Origin of the sequence: Brevibacterium sp. 1718 (assembly GCF_051131255.1) — a bacterium.
In the GTDB taxonomy this organism is placed as follows: Bacteria; Actinomycetota; Actinomycetes; order Actinomycetales; family Brevibacteriaceae; genus Brevibacterium; species Brevibacterium sediminis.
On the sequence record NZ_CP186550.1, the window covers coordinates 3292223 to 3310242 of the forward strand.

The 18020-nt window shown below is 65.5% G+C and carries 20 protein-coding genes; 11 read left to right on the forward strand and 9 right to left on the reverse strand.

Features of this window, described 5'->3' with window-relative positions; all coding sequences use genetic code 11:
- Nucleotides 1-511: 511 nt before the first annotated feature.
- The 4 genes from ACOZ9V_RS14770 to ACOZ9V_RS14785 form a co-directional block, all read right to left on the reverse strand.
- Nucleotides 512-1651 (reverse strand): XdhC family protein, encoded by a 1140-nt coding sequence (locus ACOZ9V_RS14770; RefSeq protein ID WP_434591223.1) that lies wholly within the window; start codon nucleotides 1649-1651, stop codon nucleotides 512-514.
- A gap of 54 nt (nucleotides 1652-1705) precedes the next feature.
- Entirely contained in the window at nucleotides 1706-2116 is a 411-nt protein-coding gene (locus ACOZ9V_RS14775) for a DUF3224 domain-containing protein (protein WP_039206908.1), read from the reverse strand.
- A gap of 105 nt (nucleotides 2117-2221) precedes the next feature.
- Nucleotides 2222-3478, reverse strand: coding sequence for a phospholipase D-like domain-containing protein (locus ACOZ9V_RS14780; RefSeq protein ID WP_434591227.1), 1257 nt, complete (start codon nucleotides 3476-3478; stop codon nucleotides 2222-2224).
- A 36-nt stretch (nucleotides 3479-3514) separates the two neighbouring features.
- Nucleotides 3515-3658, reverse strand: coding sequence for a GPGG-motif small membrane protein (locus tag ACOZ9V_RS14785; RefSeq protein ID WP_162835617.1), 144 nt, complete (start codon nucleotides 3656-3658; stop codon nucleotides 3515-3517).
- 238 nt (nucleotides 3659-3896) lie between these two features.
- On the opposite strand from ACOZ9V_RS14785, the gene ACOZ9V_RS14790 reads away from it, so the two are divergent.
- Nucleotides 3897-5000 (forward strand): FUSC family protein, encoded by a 1104-nt coding sequence (locus ACOZ9V_RS14790; protein WP_434591231.1) that lies wholly within the window; start codon nucleotides 3897-3899, stop codon nucleotides 4998-5000.
- 45 nt (nucleotides 5001-5045) lie between these two features.
- On the opposite strand, the gene ACOZ9V_RS14795 is transcribed toward ACOZ9V_RS14790, so the two are convergent.
- Entirely contained in the window at nucleotides 5046-6143 is a 1098-nt protein-coding gene (locus ACOZ9V_RS14795) for a hypothetical protein (protein ID WP_434591234.1), read from the reverse strand.
- A gap of 132 nt (nucleotides 6144-6275) precedes the next feature.
- Between ACOZ9V_RS14795 and ACOZ9V_RS14800 the strand changes: the two genes are divergently transcribed.
- The 5 genes from ACOZ9V_RS14800 (at nucleotide 6276) to ACOZ9V_RS14820 (ending at nucleotide 9527) form a co-directional block, all read left to right on the forward strand.
- A complete protein-coding gene (locus ACOZ9V_RS14800) occupies nucleotides 6276-7184 on the forward strand; it encodes a Ku protein (protein ID WP_434591237.1) in 909 nt (302 codons plus the stop codon).
- A 67-nt stretch (nucleotides 7185-7251) separates the two neighbouring features.
- Entirely contained in the window at nucleotides 7252-7668 is a 417-nt protein-coding gene (locus tag ACOZ9V_RS14805; RefSeq protein ID WP_434595412.1) for a ChaB family protein, read from the forward strand.
- A gap of 124 nt (nucleotides 7669-7792) precedes the next feature.
- Nucleotides 7793-8317, forward strand: a complete 525-nt coding sequence (locus ACOZ9V_RS14810) for a Dps family protein (RefSeq protein ID WP_434591240.1) — start codon at nucleotides 7793-7795, stop codon at nucleotides 8315-8317.
- A 74-nt stretch (nucleotides 8318-8391) separates the two neighbouring features.
- The gene (locus ACOZ9V_RS14815) at nucleotides 8392-8637 is read left to right on the forward strand and encodes a hypothetical protein (RefSeq protein ID WP_434591243.1); all 246 of its coding nucleotides are present in this window, start codon (nucleotides 8392-8394) and stop codon (nucleotides 8635-8637) included.
- Nucleotides 8634-9527: an SDR family oxidoreductase gene (locus ACOZ9V_RS14820; protein ID WP_139908821.1), complete on the forward strand. Its 894-nt coding sequence runs from the start codon at nucleotides 8634-8636 to the stop codon at nucleotides 9525-9527. The genes ACOZ9V_RS14815 and ACOZ9V_RS14820 overlap by 4 nt, the downstream gene beginning before the upstream one ends.
- Nucleotides 9528-9593: 66 nt before the next feature.
- On the opposite strand, the gene ACOZ9V_RS14825 is transcribed toward ACOZ9V_RS14820, so the two are convergent.
- Nucleotides 9594-10169, reverse strand: a complete 576-nt coding sequence (locus ACOZ9V_RS14825) for a MarR family winged helix-turn-helix transcriptional regulator (RefSeq protein ID WP_434591246.1) — start codon at nucleotides 10167-10169, stop codon at nucleotides 9594-9596.
- A 53-nt stretch (nucleotides 10170-10222) separates the two neighbouring features.
- Between ACOZ9V_RS14825 and ACOZ9V_RS14830 the strand changes: the two genes are divergently transcribed.
- The 5 genes from ACOZ9V_RS14830 to ACOZ9V_RS14850 are packed head-to-tail and all read left to right on the forward strand — an operon-like array spanning nucleotide 10223 to nucleotide 14940.
- Nucleotides 10223-11263, forward strand: coding sequence for a polyprenyl synthetase family protein (locus tag ACOZ9V_RS14830; RefSeq protein WP_434591249.1), 1041 nt, complete (start codon nucleotides 10223-10225; stop codon nucleotides 11261-11263).
- Complete coding sequence (locus tag ACOZ9V_RS14835) at nucleotides 11260-12510, forward strand: cytochrome P450 (protein ID WP_434591252.1); 1251 nt, start codon at nucleotides 11260-11262, stop codon at nucleotides 12508-12510. The genes ACOZ9V_RS14830 and ACOZ9V_RS14835 overlap by 4 nt, the downstream gene beginning before the upstream one ends.
- Nucleotides 12507-12938: a lycopene cyclase domain-containing protein gene (locus ACOZ9V_RS14840; RefSeq protein WP_434591255.1), complete on the forward strand. Its 432-nt coding sequence runs from the start codon at nucleotides 12507-12509 to the stop codon at nucleotides 12936-12938. The genes ACOZ9V_RS14835 and ACOZ9V_RS14840 overlap by 4 nt, the downstream gene beginning before the upstream one ends.
- Entirely contained in the window at nucleotides 12935-13273 is a 339-nt protein-coding gene (locus ACOZ9V_RS14845) for a lycopene cyclase domain-containing protein (protein WP_434591258.1), read from the forward strand. The genes ACOZ9V_RS14840 and ACOZ9V_RS14845 overlap by 4 nt, the downstream gene beginning before the upstream one ends.
- Nucleotides 13270-14940 carry an FAD-dependent oxidoreductase gene (locus tag ACOZ9V_RS14850; RefSeq protein ID WP_434591261.1) on the forward strand — a complete coding sequence of 557 codons (1671 nt, stop codon included), beginning with the start codon at nucleotides 13270-13272 and terminating at the stop codon, nucleotides 14938-14940. Before ACOZ9V_RS14845 ends, ACOZ9V_RS14850 begins: the two co-directional genes overlap by 4 nt.
- A gap of 18 nt (nucleotides 14941-14958) precedes the next feature.
- Here the strand turns inward: ACOZ9V_RS14850 and crtI are convergent, their stop codons facing one another.
- The 3 genes from crtI to ACOZ9V_RS14865 form a co-directional block, all read right to left on the reverse strand.
- A complete protein-coding gene (crtI, locus tag ACOZ9V_RS14855) occupies nucleotides 14959-16605 on the reverse strand; it encodes a phytoene desaturase family protein (RefSeq protein ID WP_376905801.1) in 1647 nt (548 codons plus the stop codon).
- Nucleotides 16602-17540 carry a phytoene/squalene synthase family protein gene (locus tag ACOZ9V_RS14860; RefSeq protein WP_376905802.1) on the reverse strand — a complete coding sequence of 313 codons (939 nt, stop codon included), beginning with the start codon at nucleotides 17538-17540 and terminating at the stop codon, nucleotides 16602-16604. Before ACOZ9V_RS14860 ends, crtI begins: the two co-directional genes overlap by 4 nt.
- Before the next feature lie 63 nt (nucleotides 17541-17603).
- Nucleotides 17604-17969 carry a VOC family protein gene (locus ACOZ9V_RS14865; RefSeq protein WP_139908828.1) on the reverse strand — a complete coding sequence of 122 codons (366 nt, stop codon included), beginning with the start codon at nucleotides 17967-17969 and terminating at the stop codon, nucleotides 17604-17606.
- Between the last annotated feature and the right edge of the window lie 51 nt (nucleotides 17970-18020).

Here is an 18020-nt window from a genome sequence, read left to right on the forward strand (position 1 = left end):
GCTGACATCTTCGATGAAAGGAGGTGAGACGTTTCCGCACACAGGATGAGCTACACAGCCGTGTGGTCGCGTCCGCAAGTCTTTCTACCAGTGTGCTCGACGCAAGATGCGCGGCAGTGACGTCACAATGACGACGAAGTGATGCGGGCCCGTCCACGGCTTCCCCTTCTGGCCCCGGGCTATCCCCCGGGGCCAGACCATGTTCGGTTGAGATGAGAAACGAGGAGAACATGTTCGTCAGCTTCTTGGAGAAACTGTTGATTGTCTGGCCCTGGCACGCTCGAGCACTCGCTCGTGCACTTATCGGCAAGACGGCCACAGTCCGCCATCGCCCACGACTGAGCGATCATCGCATATGAATGCTTCCCAGCGCTCGTCATGAGTTGTAGTTCTGAAGGTGAGGTCCTATCGCACGCCAGGGGCAGGCACCACGAGGAACAACAGAATGCTATGACTGACATATCGAAGTCGAATGCGAAGATGCTGCCAGCGACTGGCGACTCGTTTCGCCTCAGTGAAGAGGCGAATCTTCCCGTTCGGCGCTGAGGGGAACGACCTGTCGGCGGCCACCGCGTACAGCGAGGATCTCTGCGAGGATCGACACAGCCACCTCGGCGGGGGTGAACGTCTCCAGATGGAGACCGATCGGCGAATGCAACCGTGCCAGTGCTGGGCTCGCCACTCCCGCTTCGCGCAGCGCGGCGCGGCGGTCGCGGTCGCTGCGCCGCGAGCCCATCGCCCCGACGTAGGCCACGTCGAGGTCGAGTGCGACGGACAGGGTGGGGATGTCGACCTTCGGGTCGTGGCTGAGGACGCAGATCATGCTCCGGGTGTCGAACTCACCGGTGGCGGCCGCTTCGGTGAGGAATCGGTGCGGCCAGGCCCGAACCACCTCGGCGCCGGGAAACGATGTCTGGTCGGCGAAGGACGGACGGGGGTCGCACACTGTGATGCGCAGTCCCAAGGGTCTGGCCGCTTCGACGAGCGCGAGACTGAAGGCGTTGGCTCCGACGACCAGCAGATGGGCCGGCTCGATGCGGGTCTCGACGAAGAGCTCGATCGGCTCGCTCCCGCCTTCCGGGGGCGCAAGGCGGATGCTGCCGGTGCGGCCGCTGCGGATAAAGGCCCCGACGCGCTGCGCGGCGGTCTCGACCACGTCTTCGGGTACCAGAGGACCGAGTCTGACAGCCAAGGATTCGAAGCTCGGCCCCGTGCTCTCATCCACAGCGCTGGCCGAGACAGCTGCCGCTGGGGCACAGTCGTCATCGGCGGAAGGCAGGCGCATCACCACGGCTGTCGGTCCACTGTCCGATCGCAGACCGGGACAGCCTGAGCGGAAGGGCTGGATGAGCACGTCGATGCGGCCACCGCACATCAGTCCGACGGCGAAGGCATCGTCATCGCTGTAGCCGAACCTCTGTACCGAGGAGTCCCCGGTGGCGAGCGCCTCCCGGCACGCCTCGAGCACGGCTCCTTCGACGCATCCTCCGGTGAGCGATCCGACGATTCCGCCGGCGGTATCCACGAGCATCGATGTGCCGGCTGGGCGCGGCACTGACCCTTCGGTCGCGATGATCGTCGCGACGGCGACGTCCTGCGGCTCCTGCGAATCGAAGAGCCGCGTCACGGCAGCGGGAAGGACATCGAGCATGGACCGAGACTATACCGTCGGGAACGTCAGCGACAGAGCCTTGACGCGAACGGACTATTCCGGCAGTTCGTACGTCAGCCAGACACGATGGGTGCCGTCGGCTTCGTTCCTCAGCCCACCGGTCCCAGTGATCCCGGCCAGATCTCCGGTGCCGCTCGACGGGATGATGACGAACGATTCGTTGTCCCTGTCCTCACCGGATGTCGTCGCGGAATGAGTGAAGTTGAAGGTGCCCGTGCGTTCGTGCAGGTTCCCTGCGAACGACTCCATGGCGACATAGCCGCCGACGTCGGTCGAATGATCCACCGCGTAGGTGAACAGCGTCGTCGAGTGCCCGCTGACTTCGCCAGTGAAATGCTTCTCCATCCGCGCGAGGCCGACCGGGGTGGCCGTCGTCGGCGTCTCCTCGCGCGGAAGATCGATCGGGGTGAACGTCTCGACGGTGAATGCTCCTGATGCGTCCATGCATCTGCCCTCTCTGCTGGCAGGTCCTCTCGTCCACGCTATCCCGAAAATGATCGGGATGGGACCGCGCGCGAGGGCAGGAGGGAAGAGCGCGGAAAGCCCGCGTCACAGCCAGGGGCGCATCGGCACGAGAGCGCGTTCGGCGAGTTTGGTCAGCCGGTGGCGGTTGAGCCACTCCGAACCGAGTTCGACACAGTGCATGGAGTCACAGTCGAAAACCTTCTCCATCTCGGCGGCGAATGCACGGTCGATGACTTCGACATTCGTCTCGTAGTTGAAGGTCAACGACAGCCGGTCGATGTTCGCCGTACCCACCGTCGACCATTCGCCGTCGACAGTGGCGACCTTCGAATGGATCATGCTCGCGGTGTAGAGCAGAACCGTGACCTTCGAGTTGATCATCTGCTCGAAGAATCCGCGGGAGAGCCAATCACCGAGGATGTGGTTGGACTCCCGCGGAACCATGACCCGCACGTCCACGCCGCGCTCCGCCGCCTCGACGAGAGAGCGCAGCAGCTGCTGGTCGGGAATGAAATAGGGTGTCGTCAGCCAGATCCGCTTCCGCGCACGGGCGAAGGCGTTGAGATACATGCTGCGAATCGGATAGACGAGGTGGATCGGGAGGTTCGCCGAGACCCGCAGCTTCGACTCCCAAGCGGCAGGCGGAACCCAGGCGATCTGTTCGCCGGTGTCGTGGAATTCGTTCCACACTTCCGCGATGGTCTGTCGCAGGCCCCAGGTCCCGGGACCGACCGATCGCAGATGGGTATCGCGCCAGTGCCGGGCGTAGAGAGAGCCGATGTTGAACCCGCCGACGAAGGCCACATCGTCATCGATGACGAGGATCTTCGAATGGTTGAAACCAGAGTGGCGCAACGGGCCCCGCCAGAACCTCCGCGCCACCGTCGGCAGGCGCAGCACACGGATCTGTTCGGACAGCTGACGGTAGAAGGAGATGGGCACCGACAGGTTGGCGAAGCCGTCGTAGATGAGATGGATCTCCACACCGCGGGCAGAGGCGGCGTTGAACGCGTTGATGAATCGCTGCCCCACCTCGTCGTTCTTCCAGATGAACGTCTCCATGAGGATCGACTCACGTGCAGAGCCGATCGCATCGAGCATGTCCTCGTAGAGAGTGGCGCCATCGGTGTAGATGTCGAGTTGTGACTGTTCGACCGTCGAACTGAACGTTCCCGGTCGTGGCGCGGGGCGCGACTTCCGCCCTCGTTTCTGGACGAGGTCGACAGCCATCGAGACGGCGACGGTCGCCGGCACCGCACTGACGAGGCCGGCGACCACCCAGGGCACGATTCGCCGCAGACTGTCGGCTTGGCGGAGGGCAGGATTTCTCAGAGGAGACATCCGCTCACTCTATCTTGTCCGTCCTCTCCGCCTGTCTCAGCCGAAGATGCTCACTCCCCCGGGCCCGACGAGGCAACCGACGACGATGAGTACGACTCCCCAGAGAATCTGCTTCCTGAAGATGGCGAAGATTCCTGAGATGACGAGGATCGCTGCGAGGATCCAGAGAATGACTGCCATGGGTAGTACTCCTTCATTCGGTGACTGCGAAAGCTGCTTACCGGCAACCGGTTCGCCTTCGAATCGCCAATCTAACACCGCTGCGCTGACCTGGCAGGACGGCGACGGTGCCTCAGCAGGTGGAACCGGGAACGACACTCCCGGCAAGCGAATCCGATGGAAGAGCGTGCGAACCACCCCCGTACACTGTTGCCGAAGCTGAACTGTTCTGACCGGACTTCGAGGCGAGGAGCCAGCCATGCCCCATGATCGCTCACAGGAGGGATATCTCCGGCGGCCGGAGTTCGTCACCGACCTGCTGCAGATCGCCAAGGGCGTGATCGCCGCCACCGGCGCCTGGTGGGTCTCTGACGCCGTGCTTGACAGTCAGATGCCGTTCCTTGCTCCGTGGACGGCGCTGCTGACGGTCCACGCCACCGTCTACCGGTCGTTCTCTCGAGGGGTGCAGACGACGATCGCGTCAACGATCGGCGTGGGCGTGTCCTTCCTCATCGGCAACTACCTCGGTGTCGGTCTCTGGACTTTCGCTCTGGCGATGTTCGTCGGTCTGGCCGGTGCCCGCCTGTCGTGGATCCGCGACGAAGGAGTGGCGATCGCGACGACGGCGATCTTCATCCTCGGCTCGGGATTCGACTCCCAGCAGCCCCTGCTCGTCGACCGTCTCCTCGAACTCGCCCTCGGGGTGGCAGTCGGCCTCGCAGTCAATCTCCTCATGGTCCCGCCTCTGCGGGACCGACAGGCGGCTCGCTATATCGACAGCGTCAACCGGCAGATGGGCGAAGTGCTCACAGACATGTCGGACCAGTTCTCTCGCTCCTGGGACTCGGATGCCGCCCAGGAGTGGTTCGAGCGGACTGAGGCCATGAGCCGAGAGCTCGAATCGGCGTGGCAGACCGTGCGATTCGCCCGTGAAAGCCGACGCATCAATCCCCGCACAGCGATCCGGGCCAGGAGACTGCGACGCCAGGCAGACACAGCCGACTCCGCAGAGAAGGAAAGCTACGAGAACATCCTGTTCAGAGCCGACGAAGGCATCTCCCACCTGCGGAACCTCGCCCGCACTCTCCGTGAGGCCTCCTCATCCGAACGAGAATGGAACACCTGGTTCCGCGATGAGTGGGCGTCGATCGTCGCCGATGCCGGACGGTCCATCGCCGATCCCGATGCCGAGGTCGAACCGATCTTCGACCGTCTCCAACAGCTGTCGACCGATATCTCCCAGGATCGGTCGCTTCCGGAGACCACGTGGCCGATCTACGGCTCACTCATCACGAGCCTGCGCCATATCGTCGTCATCGTCGACGATGTCGCCTCGGCGCGCAGCGCACGGGAATCCGACTGACCCCGACGCCCTGGGAACGTACGCGCGGGTCTGAGCCCGAAGAACTCAGGCCTCTGCCTCGTCGACAGTGTCGCGTCGTTCGCGGCGTTCGCTTTCGCGCTTGCTGTACGTTGCTCGCCGAATCTCATCGTCGCTGTCGAAGTTGGAGCCGAGTGCTCCGGCCAATGTGCCCAGACAAGCCGCCAACCACGCAAGCCTCGGATAGTTGAAGAAGCTCACGGAATGCATGAGTTCGGAACCGAGCTGACCATCATCGACGACGACCAGACCCAGTGCGAACAAGAAGGCGAACAGGACCAGGAACATCAGGGCCACGCTGGTACCCACCATGATGACCGTGGTGGTGTTGTCCAGCCCGCCCTGCCATGCGTACACCGCATCGCGCCGCTTGGTCCAGAGGCGATTGCGGAAGATCAGCCAGAAGGTCAGCGCCGCGATGACGAGCAGACCGATCAGGAGCAGACGCGCCAGATGCAGGGAATCGGCCAATGTCCACATCGAACTGTAGAAGACACCGAATGTGCCCACGGCCGCCGCCGCGGCGATGGAGGTGGTCAGCGCGGGCAGCATCCGCCCGGGCCGGTTGCTGCGCACCATTCCCGTCAGCAGCCGCAGCCGGTTGAGCCATCCGGGCATCACGATGTATGCGGTGTCATCCCGTCCCAGACCGGGGTCACCGCGGTCCCCACGCGCACTTCTGAGTTTCGCGATCGATCGCACGGAGTCCTCCAACGAGCTCTGTCCCGTCTCCTCCTGCGTCGAGAAGATGAGCGCGACCACCAGATTCCGTGTCTGTGCCAGAAGACGATGAGCGCCCAATGCCGGAACCGAGACCAGCAGAGCCCGATTGGCGGTGCTGACTTCGCACAGCATCGGCTGAGTGTCATGGTGGCGGGGCAGTTCGGTCAGGTAGACGATGTAGTCCCATTCGTACCGGCTTCGCAGATCTTCGGCTCTGTCCATGAAGGGGATATCGCCGTCGGGGGTGAGTGAGAACGATTCGGTGCTGACTTCGACGTGCCACTCGATGTCCTCGATACGATCGGCCAATTCTCGTTTCAGAGACCCTGCGACCGACTGAGCGATCTTCTGCGGCACACCAGGATCGGCCATCAGTCCGACAACCTTCGCTTCTGAACCCATTCACTCATCCTCAGGTACGGGAGGACAGCCGTCTACCCCCTGCGATGCGCGGGGCTGGTGCCTGCTCCCTTCATTTCCCGGGTCGGCCTGAGGGGGCTAGCCAGTGCTCGAAACCTGCGTTTCAATGGGGGCATGAGAGCTATCTGGACCGGATCCATCGCCTTCGGCCTCGTGAATGTGCCCGTGAAGCTGTACTCGGCCACGGAGAACCACGACGTGCGAATGCACCAGGTCCACAAGAAGGACGGAGGGCGGATCCGCAATCAGCATCGCTGCGAGGAATGCGGGAAGACCGTCGAGTACGACGACATCGATAAGGCTTTCGACGACGGCGAGCACCGCGTGGTCCTCACCAGTGAGGACTTCGAGGCTCTTCCGGCGGAGGACAACGACGACATCGACGTCCTGCAATTCGTGCCCAGCGACGAGATCGACCCCATCATGCTCGAGAAGGCCTACTTCCTCGAGCCGACGTCGAAGACGCCGAAGGCCTACCTCCTGTTGCGTCAGACCCTCGAGGACACCGAGCGGACCGCGATCGTCAAGCTCACTCTGCGCACCCGGACGCGGCTGGCCGTGCTCCGGGTGTGCGGAAAGGTCCTTATGATCCAGACCCTGCGCTGGGCCGATGAGATCCGCGACGTCGACTTTAAGGGCGTGAACTCGAAGGCGAAGATCTCGGACAAGGAGCTCGAGATGTCGGAGAAGCTCGTCGAATCGTACTCCGAGGACTTCACCCCCGAGGAGTTCAGCGACGACTACCAGGTCGAGTTGCGCAGACTCATCGACGCGAAGATCGAATCCGGCGAGAGCCTTGATGTCGAGGAGACCTTCGACGAGGAAGACTCCGAGGAGGACACCGGAGGCGATGTCATCGACCTCATGGAGGCGCTGCGCAAATCCGTGGACAGTTCCCGCTCGTCGAAGAAGGGGACGTCGGGCAAGAAGTCGGGTGCGAAGAAGACCTCGTCGACGAAGTCGGGCGGGAAACCGAAGAAGTCGACGGCGAAGAACTCGGCCCCGAAGAAACGCACCGGATGAAGTGCAGCCTCAGTCAACCTTGCAGAAACCTCTGGCCATGAACGACACGATAGGAGAAGTTCACACCATGCCGAAGACGACGAAGACAGGAAAGCCGAAGGAGAGCGAGCTGCCCTCGACGCTGGAGAAGTCGAGCCAGAAGGCGCAGCGGACCTTCGCGAAGGCCTACGACTCGGCCATCGACCAATACGGAGACGAGAAGCGCGCTCACCAGGTCGCCTACGACGCGCTCAAACACAGCTTTGAGAAGGTCGGCGACAAGTGGGAGGCGAAGGACTCCTCCGGCCCGTCGGACGCTCAGAGCTCCGGTGGCAAGAACACCGCTCGCAAGACCGCTGGCGGAGTCGACGCGAATTCCTCGAAGGAGCACCTCTACGAGCAGGCGAAGAAGCTGAAGATCTCGGGACGTTCGTCGATGACGAAGAAAGAACTCGTCGACGCACTCGAGAAGGAGAGCAAGCGCAAGACGAAGCAGAACTCCTGACACCGACCCGAAGCGGCGAAAACGAAGCGGCATGGAGAGAACTTCCGGCGGCCGAACACCGAGACTACCGTGAGGATCTCCGTCCCGCTGTCCCGACAAACGCACAAACAGAGATCGGAGCACCATGACAGACACAGTCACCGTTCCCGAACCGCACGGATCCGAAGACACGCGGAGGGAGAACGCCGAGAGGGGATTCGTCGCACCCGAGTCGCTGACGAAGAACCTGCAGAACGTCCTCGTCGACTTCATCGCTCTCAGCCTGGTCGCCAAACAGGCGCACTGGAACATCGTGGGCACGAACTTCCGAGATCTCCATCTCAACCTCGACGAGGTGACGACAGTGGCCCGCAGCGGCAGCGACGCCCTCGCCGAACGGATGAGGGCGATGCACGGTTCGCCCGACGGACGGCCCGCGGTCATCGCTGCGCAGACCGATCTGGCGACGTTCCCGACCGGAGAGATCACCACCCACGATGCGATCGACCACGTCGTGGGCGCGATCGAGACGACGGTCGCGAGCATGCGCGGCTGCCACGACGAGGTCGACTCCGCCGATCCGACGACCGCCGATCTGTTCCACGAGTACATCGCCCAACTCGAGCAGCAGGCCTGGTTCATCAGCGCCGAGACGCGCCGGCCGAGCTGAGGCCGCCCCCGCCGTGGAGGCACAGCCGCCCCGGCAGCGGTGCCGATGACTCACCCACCAGCAAGGAGATTCCCATGTCCGTCTGTGACACCTGCGGAAACGACTACGAACAGACATTCACCCTGTCATTCGGAAACGACTCGTGGACGTTCGACAGCTTCGAATGCGCGATTCACAAGACCGCACCCACCTGCGAACACTGCGGATGCCGCATCCTCGGCCACGGAGTCCATGACGGCGAATCCGTGTTCTGCTGCTCGCACTGCGCACGTGAGGCAGGAAACCAAGAGGCCACCGATGACAAAGGAGGAAGCCGATGAGCGACCAGCTGACCTTCCAGGATCCCGTCCGACGATTCCCCGACATCTCACCGCCGAAGCAGGATCAGCCCGAACCGGGCCTCGACGCGGAACTCATCCCCGGCACGGATCGCGGTGAGGACAGCTACACCGGCACAGGCAGGCTCCGCGGCCGCAGGGCGCTGATCACCGGCTCGGACTCCGGCATCGGATCCGCCGTCGCGATCGCCTTCGCCCGTGAGGGAGCCGATGTCGCTCTGTCCTATCTGCCCGCTGAGGAGGAGGATGCCCAGCACGTCTGCGAAGTCATCCGCCAGGCCGGTCGCAAGGCCGTGCCGCTGCCGGGAGACCTGTCCGATCCCGAGTACTGCCGCGAAGTGGTCCGCCGGGCGGCAGAGGAACTGGGCGGGCTCGATGCGGTGGTCAACAATGCCGGCCGACAGATCGCCGTCGAAGACATCGCCGACCTCACGGACGAGCAGTGGGAGGACACGTTCCGGACGAACATCCACGCGATGTTCCGGGTCTCCCAGGCCGCGCTCGAGCATCTCGAGCCCGGATCGACGATTGTCAACAGCACCTCCGTGCAGGCGTATTCGCCGTCCGCCCACCTCATCGACTATGCGTCGACGAAAGCGGCGATCAACAACTTCACGAAGGGGCTGGCCACTCAGCTGGCTCCGAAGGGCATCCGAGTGAATTCCGTGGCACCGGGGCCGATCTGGACCCCGCTGCAGGTCTCGGACGGCCAGCCGAAGGAGGCGCTGCCGCACTTCGGCAAGAACACTCCGCTGGGACGGGCAGGGCAGCCGACAGAGCTCGCACCTGCGTATGTCTTCCTCACCTCGTCGGAGTCGAGCTACGTGATCGGTGAGACCCTCAACGTCAACGGCGGCCAGCCCACCCCCTGATCGTCGGCTCCAGGGATGATCGTCGAAGCGGTGGGACCCGAAGCGAGAGGAGCGCCGCATTTGCCCTTAGGCCCGGTGCTCTCCCGGTCGGCCGTCCGCGTCGTCGGCCAGTAGGCCCTGCGGACGATCGGCTTCGGTCATGGCAGAGAGGAACCGCAGCACGGTCTGGCGCTCCCGGCTGTTCAGGGCCGCGATCACGTCGAAGCGACGGGCATGCTGGCGACCCACCGACTCATGCGCTGCCTGCGCGGTCTCCTCTGTCACCTCGACGCTGGTGGTGCGCCTGTCGTGGGGGTGGGGAACCCGGATCAGGTGCCCACCGGCGACGAGGCGATCGACGAGCTTCGTCGTCGAGGCGCTGGAGATCCCGACGGCAGCAGCGATGCCCTTGGGAGTGACGATGAGCCCCTGGCGCTGCGCGCGGATGAGCAGGCGGATGGTGCGCATATCGCTGTCGTTGAGCTGCATATACCGCCGCGACGCCTCGGCGAGGTCGCGTTCGGCCTCGTGCCACTGCCGCAGGGCCTCCATCAGCGCGGTGCACTCCGCGATCTCGGATTCGGACAGGGCCGAGCGATCGGAGAACTCCGATTCATTCGAGAAGTAGGTCAGCCCAGCTGCCTTCGAGTCTGCGGACGGCACGCTGACAGCATACCGCTGACGTGTTAGATTGAACTCTCGCCTGGCTAAAGAAATTGGAGAGCGTCCTGACCGTCGAATCCCGCCTCGTCGAAGTCCTCGCCGCTGCTCGGCGACGCTCTCGAGTCCGAACTCAGCAGTACGAACAGCTCTGGGAAGCGCTGTCGAGGATGGCGTTGGGCGGAAAGATGATCAGGCCCCGCCTGCTCATCGCTGCCCATGAGGGCCTGGGAGGCACGGCAACGCAGGCCGCGACGGACGCCGCCGGCGCGATGCAGCTGCTGCACATAGGCCTGATCATCCACGATGATGTCATCGACAACGACACCGTCCGGCGAGGAGAGATGAACATCACCGGTCAGTTCTCCTCCGAGGCCATGCTCCTCGGCGCCACGAGCGCCGCAGCGCAGACGTGGGGGGTCTCCTCGTCCCTGCTCGCCGGTGACCTCATGCTCAACGAGGCCCAGTCCCTCCTGGCGCGCCTCGACCTCGAGGCGCCGCGCAGACTCGCGATCCTCGACATCTACGATGAGACGATCGCCGAGAGCGTCGCTGGAGAACAGTCCGACGTGTGGCTGAGCCTCCACCTCGACGAGGCCGACTCCGGTGACGTGCTCACGATGATCGGACGCAAGACCGCCGCCTACTCATTCGAAGCCCCGCTGTCCATCGCCGCGGTCCTCGCCGGAAGCGACGACAGCCTGGTCGAGCGGCTGCGCGCCATCGGCCGCCGCATCGGCATCGTCTATCAGCTCAGGGACGATGTTCTCGGGCTCTTCGGCGATGAGCACGAGACCGGCAAGTCCGTACTCAGCGACCTCCGAGAAGGCAAGGAGACCCTGCTCATCAACACGGCCCGAACCCATTCGGCCTGGTCCCAGGTCGCCCATCTCTTCGGCGATCGGGGCCTCGACGCCGAGGGCGGCCTCCGGCTGCGGCAGGCCATCGAGGAGTCCGGGGCGAGGGCATACGTCGAATCGATGATCGCCGAGCACTGCGAGACCATCGCCGGGCTCATCGCCGAGGCGGAGCTGCCGCAGGCGCTTGCCGGCAGACTCGCGGACCTCACCTCCGCCTGCAGTCTGAGGTGCGCATGAGCGGGGCCGATCGGCACCGTCCGAGCCGGCTGGCGGCACCCGGCGACGAGCCGGCCGGTCCCCCGGTCGAGCAGGTGCCCCTCGAACACGGTCCCGACCTCTGGCGCATCCGCTCCTTCGACGCCGCCCGCCAGGTGCTGCGGGCCCGACACCTCACGACTCAAGCCGGATTCACCGCAGAGCGGATTCCTCGCGGCGTCTTCCGCCGCCACCCGATCCTCATCTCCGACGGGGAGTCCCATGACTCGCAGCGCCGAGAGCTCGCCCGCTTCTTCGCCCCCGCTGTGATCGCCGACAGGTACGGCGAGCGCATCGATGCTCTCGCGCAGGACACGGTCGGCCGGGTTGCCGAAACCGGCCGGTGCCGCCTCGACGAGGTGGCTCTGCACTTCTCCGTGGCCGTGACCTCCGAAGTCGTGGGACTGACCGAATCCTCCATCACGGGCATGTCGCGGCGGCTCGAGGGATTCTTCACCCAGCCGCCGGTCAACCTCGCCGCCCCCGGTTGGGGGCGGACCCGGAAGCAGTGGCTGCAGGCCGCGGTCAACGGCCTCGTCCCGATCGTCCGGTTCTACCTCGCCGACGTCCGACCGGCCCTTCGGGCCCGGCGCCGCAGGCAGCGCGATGACGTCCTGTCCCATCTCATCGGGGCCGGATACAGCACGCCGGACATCCTCGTCGAGTGCGTCACCTACGGCACGGCCGGGATGGTCACCACCCGCGAATTCATCACCATGGCGTGCTGGCATCTGCTCTCCGATGACGAGCTCGGGGCGGAGTACCTCGCGGCCGACCGGCCTCGCCGGTTGGAGATCCTCGAGGAGATCATCCGCCTCGAACCGGTCGTCGGCCACCTCTTTCGACGCGCGCAGGCCGACATCGAGGTCACAGCGCCGGATCGCACCGTGACGATCCCTGCCGGGGACCTCATCGACGTCTGCGTCCGCGCGACGAACACCGATGAAGAGGCGATGGGACCCGAGCCGCATTCCCTGTGCCCCGTGCGGCACACCGCAGAAGCCGTCCCGGCGGTCGGCATGAGCTTCAGCGACGGTGCGCACAAGTGCCCGGGGCAGTCGCTGGCGCTGTTCGAGACCGATGCGCTCGTCCATCGCCTGCTCGACCGCGGCCCGCGACTGGTCGCCGAGCCGGAGATCGGCTGGGACAGCGTCATCTCGGGCTACCGGCTGCGCGGACTCCAACTGGCCTTCGACGAGTGCTCCGGCCCGGAGAGGAGACTGCCGTGAGCGCCTTCGAGTATCTGGCCCTCATGGGTGCCTGCGTCCTCATCACCCTGCCGCTGGAGCTGTTCTTCCGGGCTCGGGTGTACCGTCGGTGGAGAACCGTGCTGTGGGCGCTCGTGCCCGTCATCGTCATCTTCTGCCTCTGGGACGTCGTCGCTATCGCCCGTGACCATTGGGTGTACAACCCGCGATTCGTCACCGGCATCCACCTCGGCAACCTGCCGCTCGAGGAGCTCGTGTTCTTCATCGTCATCCCCTTGTGCGCCCTGCTCAGCTATGAGGCGGTCGGCACGGTGCTCACGGCGGTGCGCAAGCGCACCCGGCCGGGAAGCCTGCCCCGGCAGGACAGCCCACCCCGGCCCGCAATCCAGTCCCGGCCACACGAGCGCACTGACCGGCCGCCCGAATCCGAAGGAGGCGGCGAACGATGAGCGTGCCCGAGTACACGATCATGACCGTCGTCGGAATGATCCTCGTCGTCGGCCTCGAGCTGTTCGTCTTCCGCTCAGGCATCTTCCGCCGGGCGAAGTACTGGGCGGCGCTGAGCATCTGCCTGGTCTTCCAGTGCTTCGTCGACGGCTGGCTGACGAAGCTTTCGGATCCCATCGTCATCTACAATCCGCAGGGGCTCAGTAGCATCCGGTTCCCGTGGGACATCCCGATCGAGGACTTCGGCTTCGGCTTCGCCATGATCACCGCCGTCCTCATGCTCTGGCAGTGGCGCCTGAACAGGCACGCTGCGTCCACCGGAGAGGAGAGCATATGAACAGCCGCGCCTCCCAGCTACGCCCCCGCGACCGGCACGCGATCCTCAACCCCTCCCACCCGGGGCGTCCGCGTCTGCTGCGGCCCAAGCGGGTGACCGTCGTCGGCGGCGGCATCGCCGGACTGGCCGCGGCCGCGGTCCTCGCCGAGCACGGCGTGAGTGTGCACCTGGTCGAGGCCGAATCCAGCCTCGGTGGACGGGTCCGGGCCTGGAGCCTCGACGGGGACCGGTCGATGAGCCGCGGATTCCATGCCTTCTTCCGCCAGTACTACAATCTCCGCAGCCTGCTCGCACGCGCCGATCCCGGCCTCGACCGTCTGGTCCCGGTCACGGACTATCCACTCGTGGGTCGGGACGGTCTGCACGACTCCTTCGCCCGGATTCCCCGGACTCCCCCGCTCAGTCTCGCGGGATTCGTGCTCACCAGCCCGTCCTTCCCGCTGCGTGGTCTGGCCGACGTCGACCTGACGACGGCATTCGAACTCATCGACGTCGACTTCCCGGACTCCTATCGACGCTACGACGGAGAGTCGGCCGAGCAGTTCCTCGACCGGCTGCGGTTCCCGGTCGGGGCGCGGCATCTCGCGCTCGAGGTCTTCGCCCGCTCTTTCTTCGCTCACCCTGCGGACTTCTCCGCCGGGGAGCTCGTCGCGATGTTCCACACGTACTTCACGGGCTCCGCCGAAGGGCTGCTCTTCGACGTCCCCGACGACGACTACGACACCGCGCTGTGGTCGCCCCTGAGCGAATACCTCGCCGAGGCTGGGGTGCGGATCGAGACCGACACCGCGGTCACCGCGCTCCGCCCACAGGACAGTGCGGGCAGGTGGCGCGCCGAGACGACGAGCGGGACGCTCGAGAGCGATGCGCTCGTGCTCGCCGCTGATCCGCGAAGCACTCGGACGCTGCTGGCCGGACTCGAGGACTCGATCGACGCCGACGCTCTCGACCATTCGACGGCCGCCGGCTCACCGGCCGCGGGCACGGAGACTCGAGAGCGGTGGCTGAGCAGTGTCACCTCGCAGCGGAATGCGCCGCCGTTCGCGGTGCTCAGACTGTGGCTGCAAGACGAGGTGGATCCGAGCCGCCCGGCCTTCCTCGGCACGACCGGCTATGCGCTGCTCGACAACATCTCGATCCTCGAGCGCTTCGAGGCCGGGGCCGAGAGATGGCGGCACAAGCACGGCGGTTCCGTCGTCGAACTCCACGCCTATGCGCTCGGCACCGCGCATCGAGGCAGCCCGCGAGGGATGCTCGAGTCCGAAGACGTCGACCGGGAAGCCGTGACGCGCCAACTGCTGGCCGACCTCCACGAGGTCTATCCCGAGACGGCCGACATCCCCATCACCGCCCAGGAGCTGCTCATCGCCGATGACTGCGCACTGGCCGACACGCGGCCGCACGACGACCGCCCCGGGGTCACAACTGCGTTTCCCGGACTGGTGCTCGCCGGGGATTCGATCCGCTGTGAGGCACCTGTGGCGCTCATGGAACGCGCGGCGACGACGGGATTCATGGCCGCGAACGAACTGCTCGCCGGTTGGCGGGTGGAGGGAACCGAGATCTGGTCGCCGCCTCGGCGCGGTCTGCTCCGCCGGGGTCTCCTCGGCGCACTGCGCAGGAGTGGGGCAACGGGGCCCAGGCGAGGAGCAGGCACCGGGCGCTGACCGCCGACCCCAAGTCCCTCACGGTGCAGGGATCGGCAGTGGTCCCGGGCTGGAGTCTCCGCGGAGGCGTTTGAGGACGAGCTCGGCGCTGATGAGGCACATCGGCACGCCGACGCCGGGCGCCGTCGTGGCACCGGCAAAGAAGAGCCCGTCGACTGTTTTCGAAGAGTTCTGTCGGCGGAACATCGCGCTCTGGCGCAGCGTGTGCGCGGGCCCGAGCATGCCGCCGAGCCAGGAGTTGAATCCCTCGGCGAAGTCCGTCGGTCCCAGCGTCCTGCGCACTCTGATGCGCCGGCGCAGGTCGGGGATGTCGGCCCATCGGGCGACCTGGTCGATCGCACGATCGGCGGCCGCTTCGATCCGCGGATCTCCTGTCCCGTCGTCTCCCCCGGCTCCGAGCCCTGCATCGGCGGGGACGGGGATGAGGAGGAAGAGATTCTCGTGCCCGGGCGGAGCGACGGTGGGATCGGTGGCGCTGGGACGGCAGGCATAGATCGAGGCCGGTGAGGGGATCTTCTGCGTGGACCCGAAGATCGCGTCGAAGTTCGACTCCCAGTCCTCGGTGAAGAACAGCGAATGATGCGCCAACTCCTCGAGCTCGCCCTCGATGCCGAGGAAGACGAGCACCGCCCCGGGGCCGCTCGTCACTGACGACCAGGAGCGTTCCGGGAAGCTCTGGTCCTCGGGGCCGAGCAGCTGCGTCTCCGTGTGGTGGAGGTCGGCGGCGGAGACGATGACGTCGGCGGAATGCGTGCGTGTGCGTCCAGCGCCATCGGTCCAACGCAGACCGGTTGCCCGACGTCCGGTCCGTCCGGGGCCGGGTGCTGCCTCGGTGTCGATGTGCGTGACATCGGCTCCTGTGTGCAGGCGCACCCCGGAGCGTTCGGCCAGCCGGACGAGGGCGTCGATGATCGTATGGAACCCGCCCATGGGGTAACTGACACCTTGGTCGAGGTCGAGGGTGCTCATGAGGTGGTAGATCGCCGGTGCCCGTCGCGGGTCGGTGCCGAGGAAGATCGCGGGGTATTGGAGGATCTGGCGCAGCACCGGATCGTGGAACGATGCGTTCGCGAAGTCGGTCAGAGAGGTCCCCAACTGCCGGAACAGTGTCGGCAGCGCGCCGAGGATGTCCCGATGGATCAGGGACCGTGGCGAGGTGAAGGGATTGTAGAGGAAGTGGGCGAGCGCGAGCTCCTTTGTGTGCTCGGCCGAGACGAGGTAGTCGTCGAGGGCATCTCCCGTGCCGCGCTCGACACTTTCGAAGGTCGTCCGCACCCGGGACCTGCCCTGCGGGATCGTCAGTTCTCGCGTGCGCCCCAGGGCCCCCGTGCTCTCATCGACCGGTCCCGGTGGGCTGAATACCGTGTAGCCGGGATCGAGCGTGCGCAGGTCGAGTTCGGCCTCGGCGGAGGTGCCGGCGAGAGCGAAGAAGTGTTCGAAGACCTCGGGCATGAGGTACCACGACGGGCCGGTGTCGAAGCGGAAGCCCTCACGCTCGAACACGCCGATGCGCCCGCCGAGTTCGGAGTTCTTCTCGAACAGGTCGACCGAGTGCCCTTCGCGGGCGAGGAGGATCGCCGTGGCCAGCCCGGCGGCTCCCCCACCGATGATCCCCGTCCGCAGACCACCCCCGGCGGGAGCGCCGGCACCGGGTTGCCTGCTCACTTCCGTCCCTCGCGGGCTGCGGTCATGAGTGCGTGTGCGGTCAGCCGGGCCTTGACGGCGTTCGGGACCCGCACTCGCTGCCGGTAGAGCTCGGCGACAGGGGTCGCGGCGATCCTGTCGGTCAGGGCGCTGAAGAACGCACAGGCGCAGCGGACCGCAGTGCGCGCGTCTTTCGGCAGTTCCGTGATGGCGTGCTGGGCTGCGGCGAGCTGCTGTCGGATCGTGTTCACCCACTCGGCCTTTTCGGCATCGGTGAGTCGGTGCCCCGGGGTGAGGTAGCTGCGGCCGAGGCGCTGATCGTCGTCGGCCAGATCGCGCAGGAAGTTGACGTTCTGGAACGCTGCCCCCAGCTGCCGTGCCCCGTGCTCGAGCCGTGCGACCTCGGCGGGGGTGCGGTCGAGATCGATGAGGAAGACCTTGAGGCACATGAGCCCGACGACCTCAGCGGACCCGTAGACGTACTCATCGTGGGCCTGAGAGTCGAAGCCGCGGACCGGAGACGTACCGCCCTCGACCTCGGGCCCGGATGGGCCACCGGGATCTGCGGGATCGAGGTCGGCGTCCATGGAGGCGAAGAAGGGGTCGATGAGCTCGGCGCCGATGCCTGCAGCCCAAGCGGTCCTTGCGAAGGCGTGAATGACGAGATTGTCGCTGATGCCGGTGTGCAGCGCAGCACGGGTGGCCGAAGCGAAACCGCCCAGCATCTCCCGCTGCTCGGCCGCCGCAAGCCCCGCTTCGGAGGCCAGACCGTCGACGATCTCATCGGCGATGCGGACCAAAGCATAGATGTTGCGGATATGGTGCCGGTTCCTGACGCCGAGCAGTCTGACGGCCAGCCCGAAGGAGGTCGAATAGCTCGCGATCACTGCCCTGGCCGCGTCCTCGGCGGTGCGCGTGTAGAGCTCATCGGTCGGAGTGGAGCTTCGCAGCGTCATATTCGTTAGCTTAGCTAAATATCTGCCAAGTAAGCGAATCTTGGCTCGGGTGGCGTCGCGGTGTCACTCGAGGACGAGGCAGAAGGGACGCCCGATCGGGTCGGCGTAGACACGGAAGGTCGGGTGCTCGTCCGAATCGTCGAGGAGCCTGCCGCCGGCGTCGAACACCGTGGGCTCGGCGTCCTCATATGAGGAGACGAGGATGTCGATATGGACCTGCAGCGGAACGGAGTTGTCCGGCCAGGTCGGGGCCACATAGTCCTCTGCCCTTTGGAAGGAGAGGATCTCCCGGCCCGAGGGCTCGTAGAGGTTGACCCAGTCGGCGTCCTCGTCCGGAGATACGCTACCGCCGAGCAGCCTGCGGTAGAACCGGGCCGTATCGATCGGCACCGGGCAGTCCATAGCGGTGGTGTTGAGGCGTCCGATCATCGTGATCCTTCCTTCCTCACCGAAGTGCAGGGGAATGCTGTGGACGTGAGC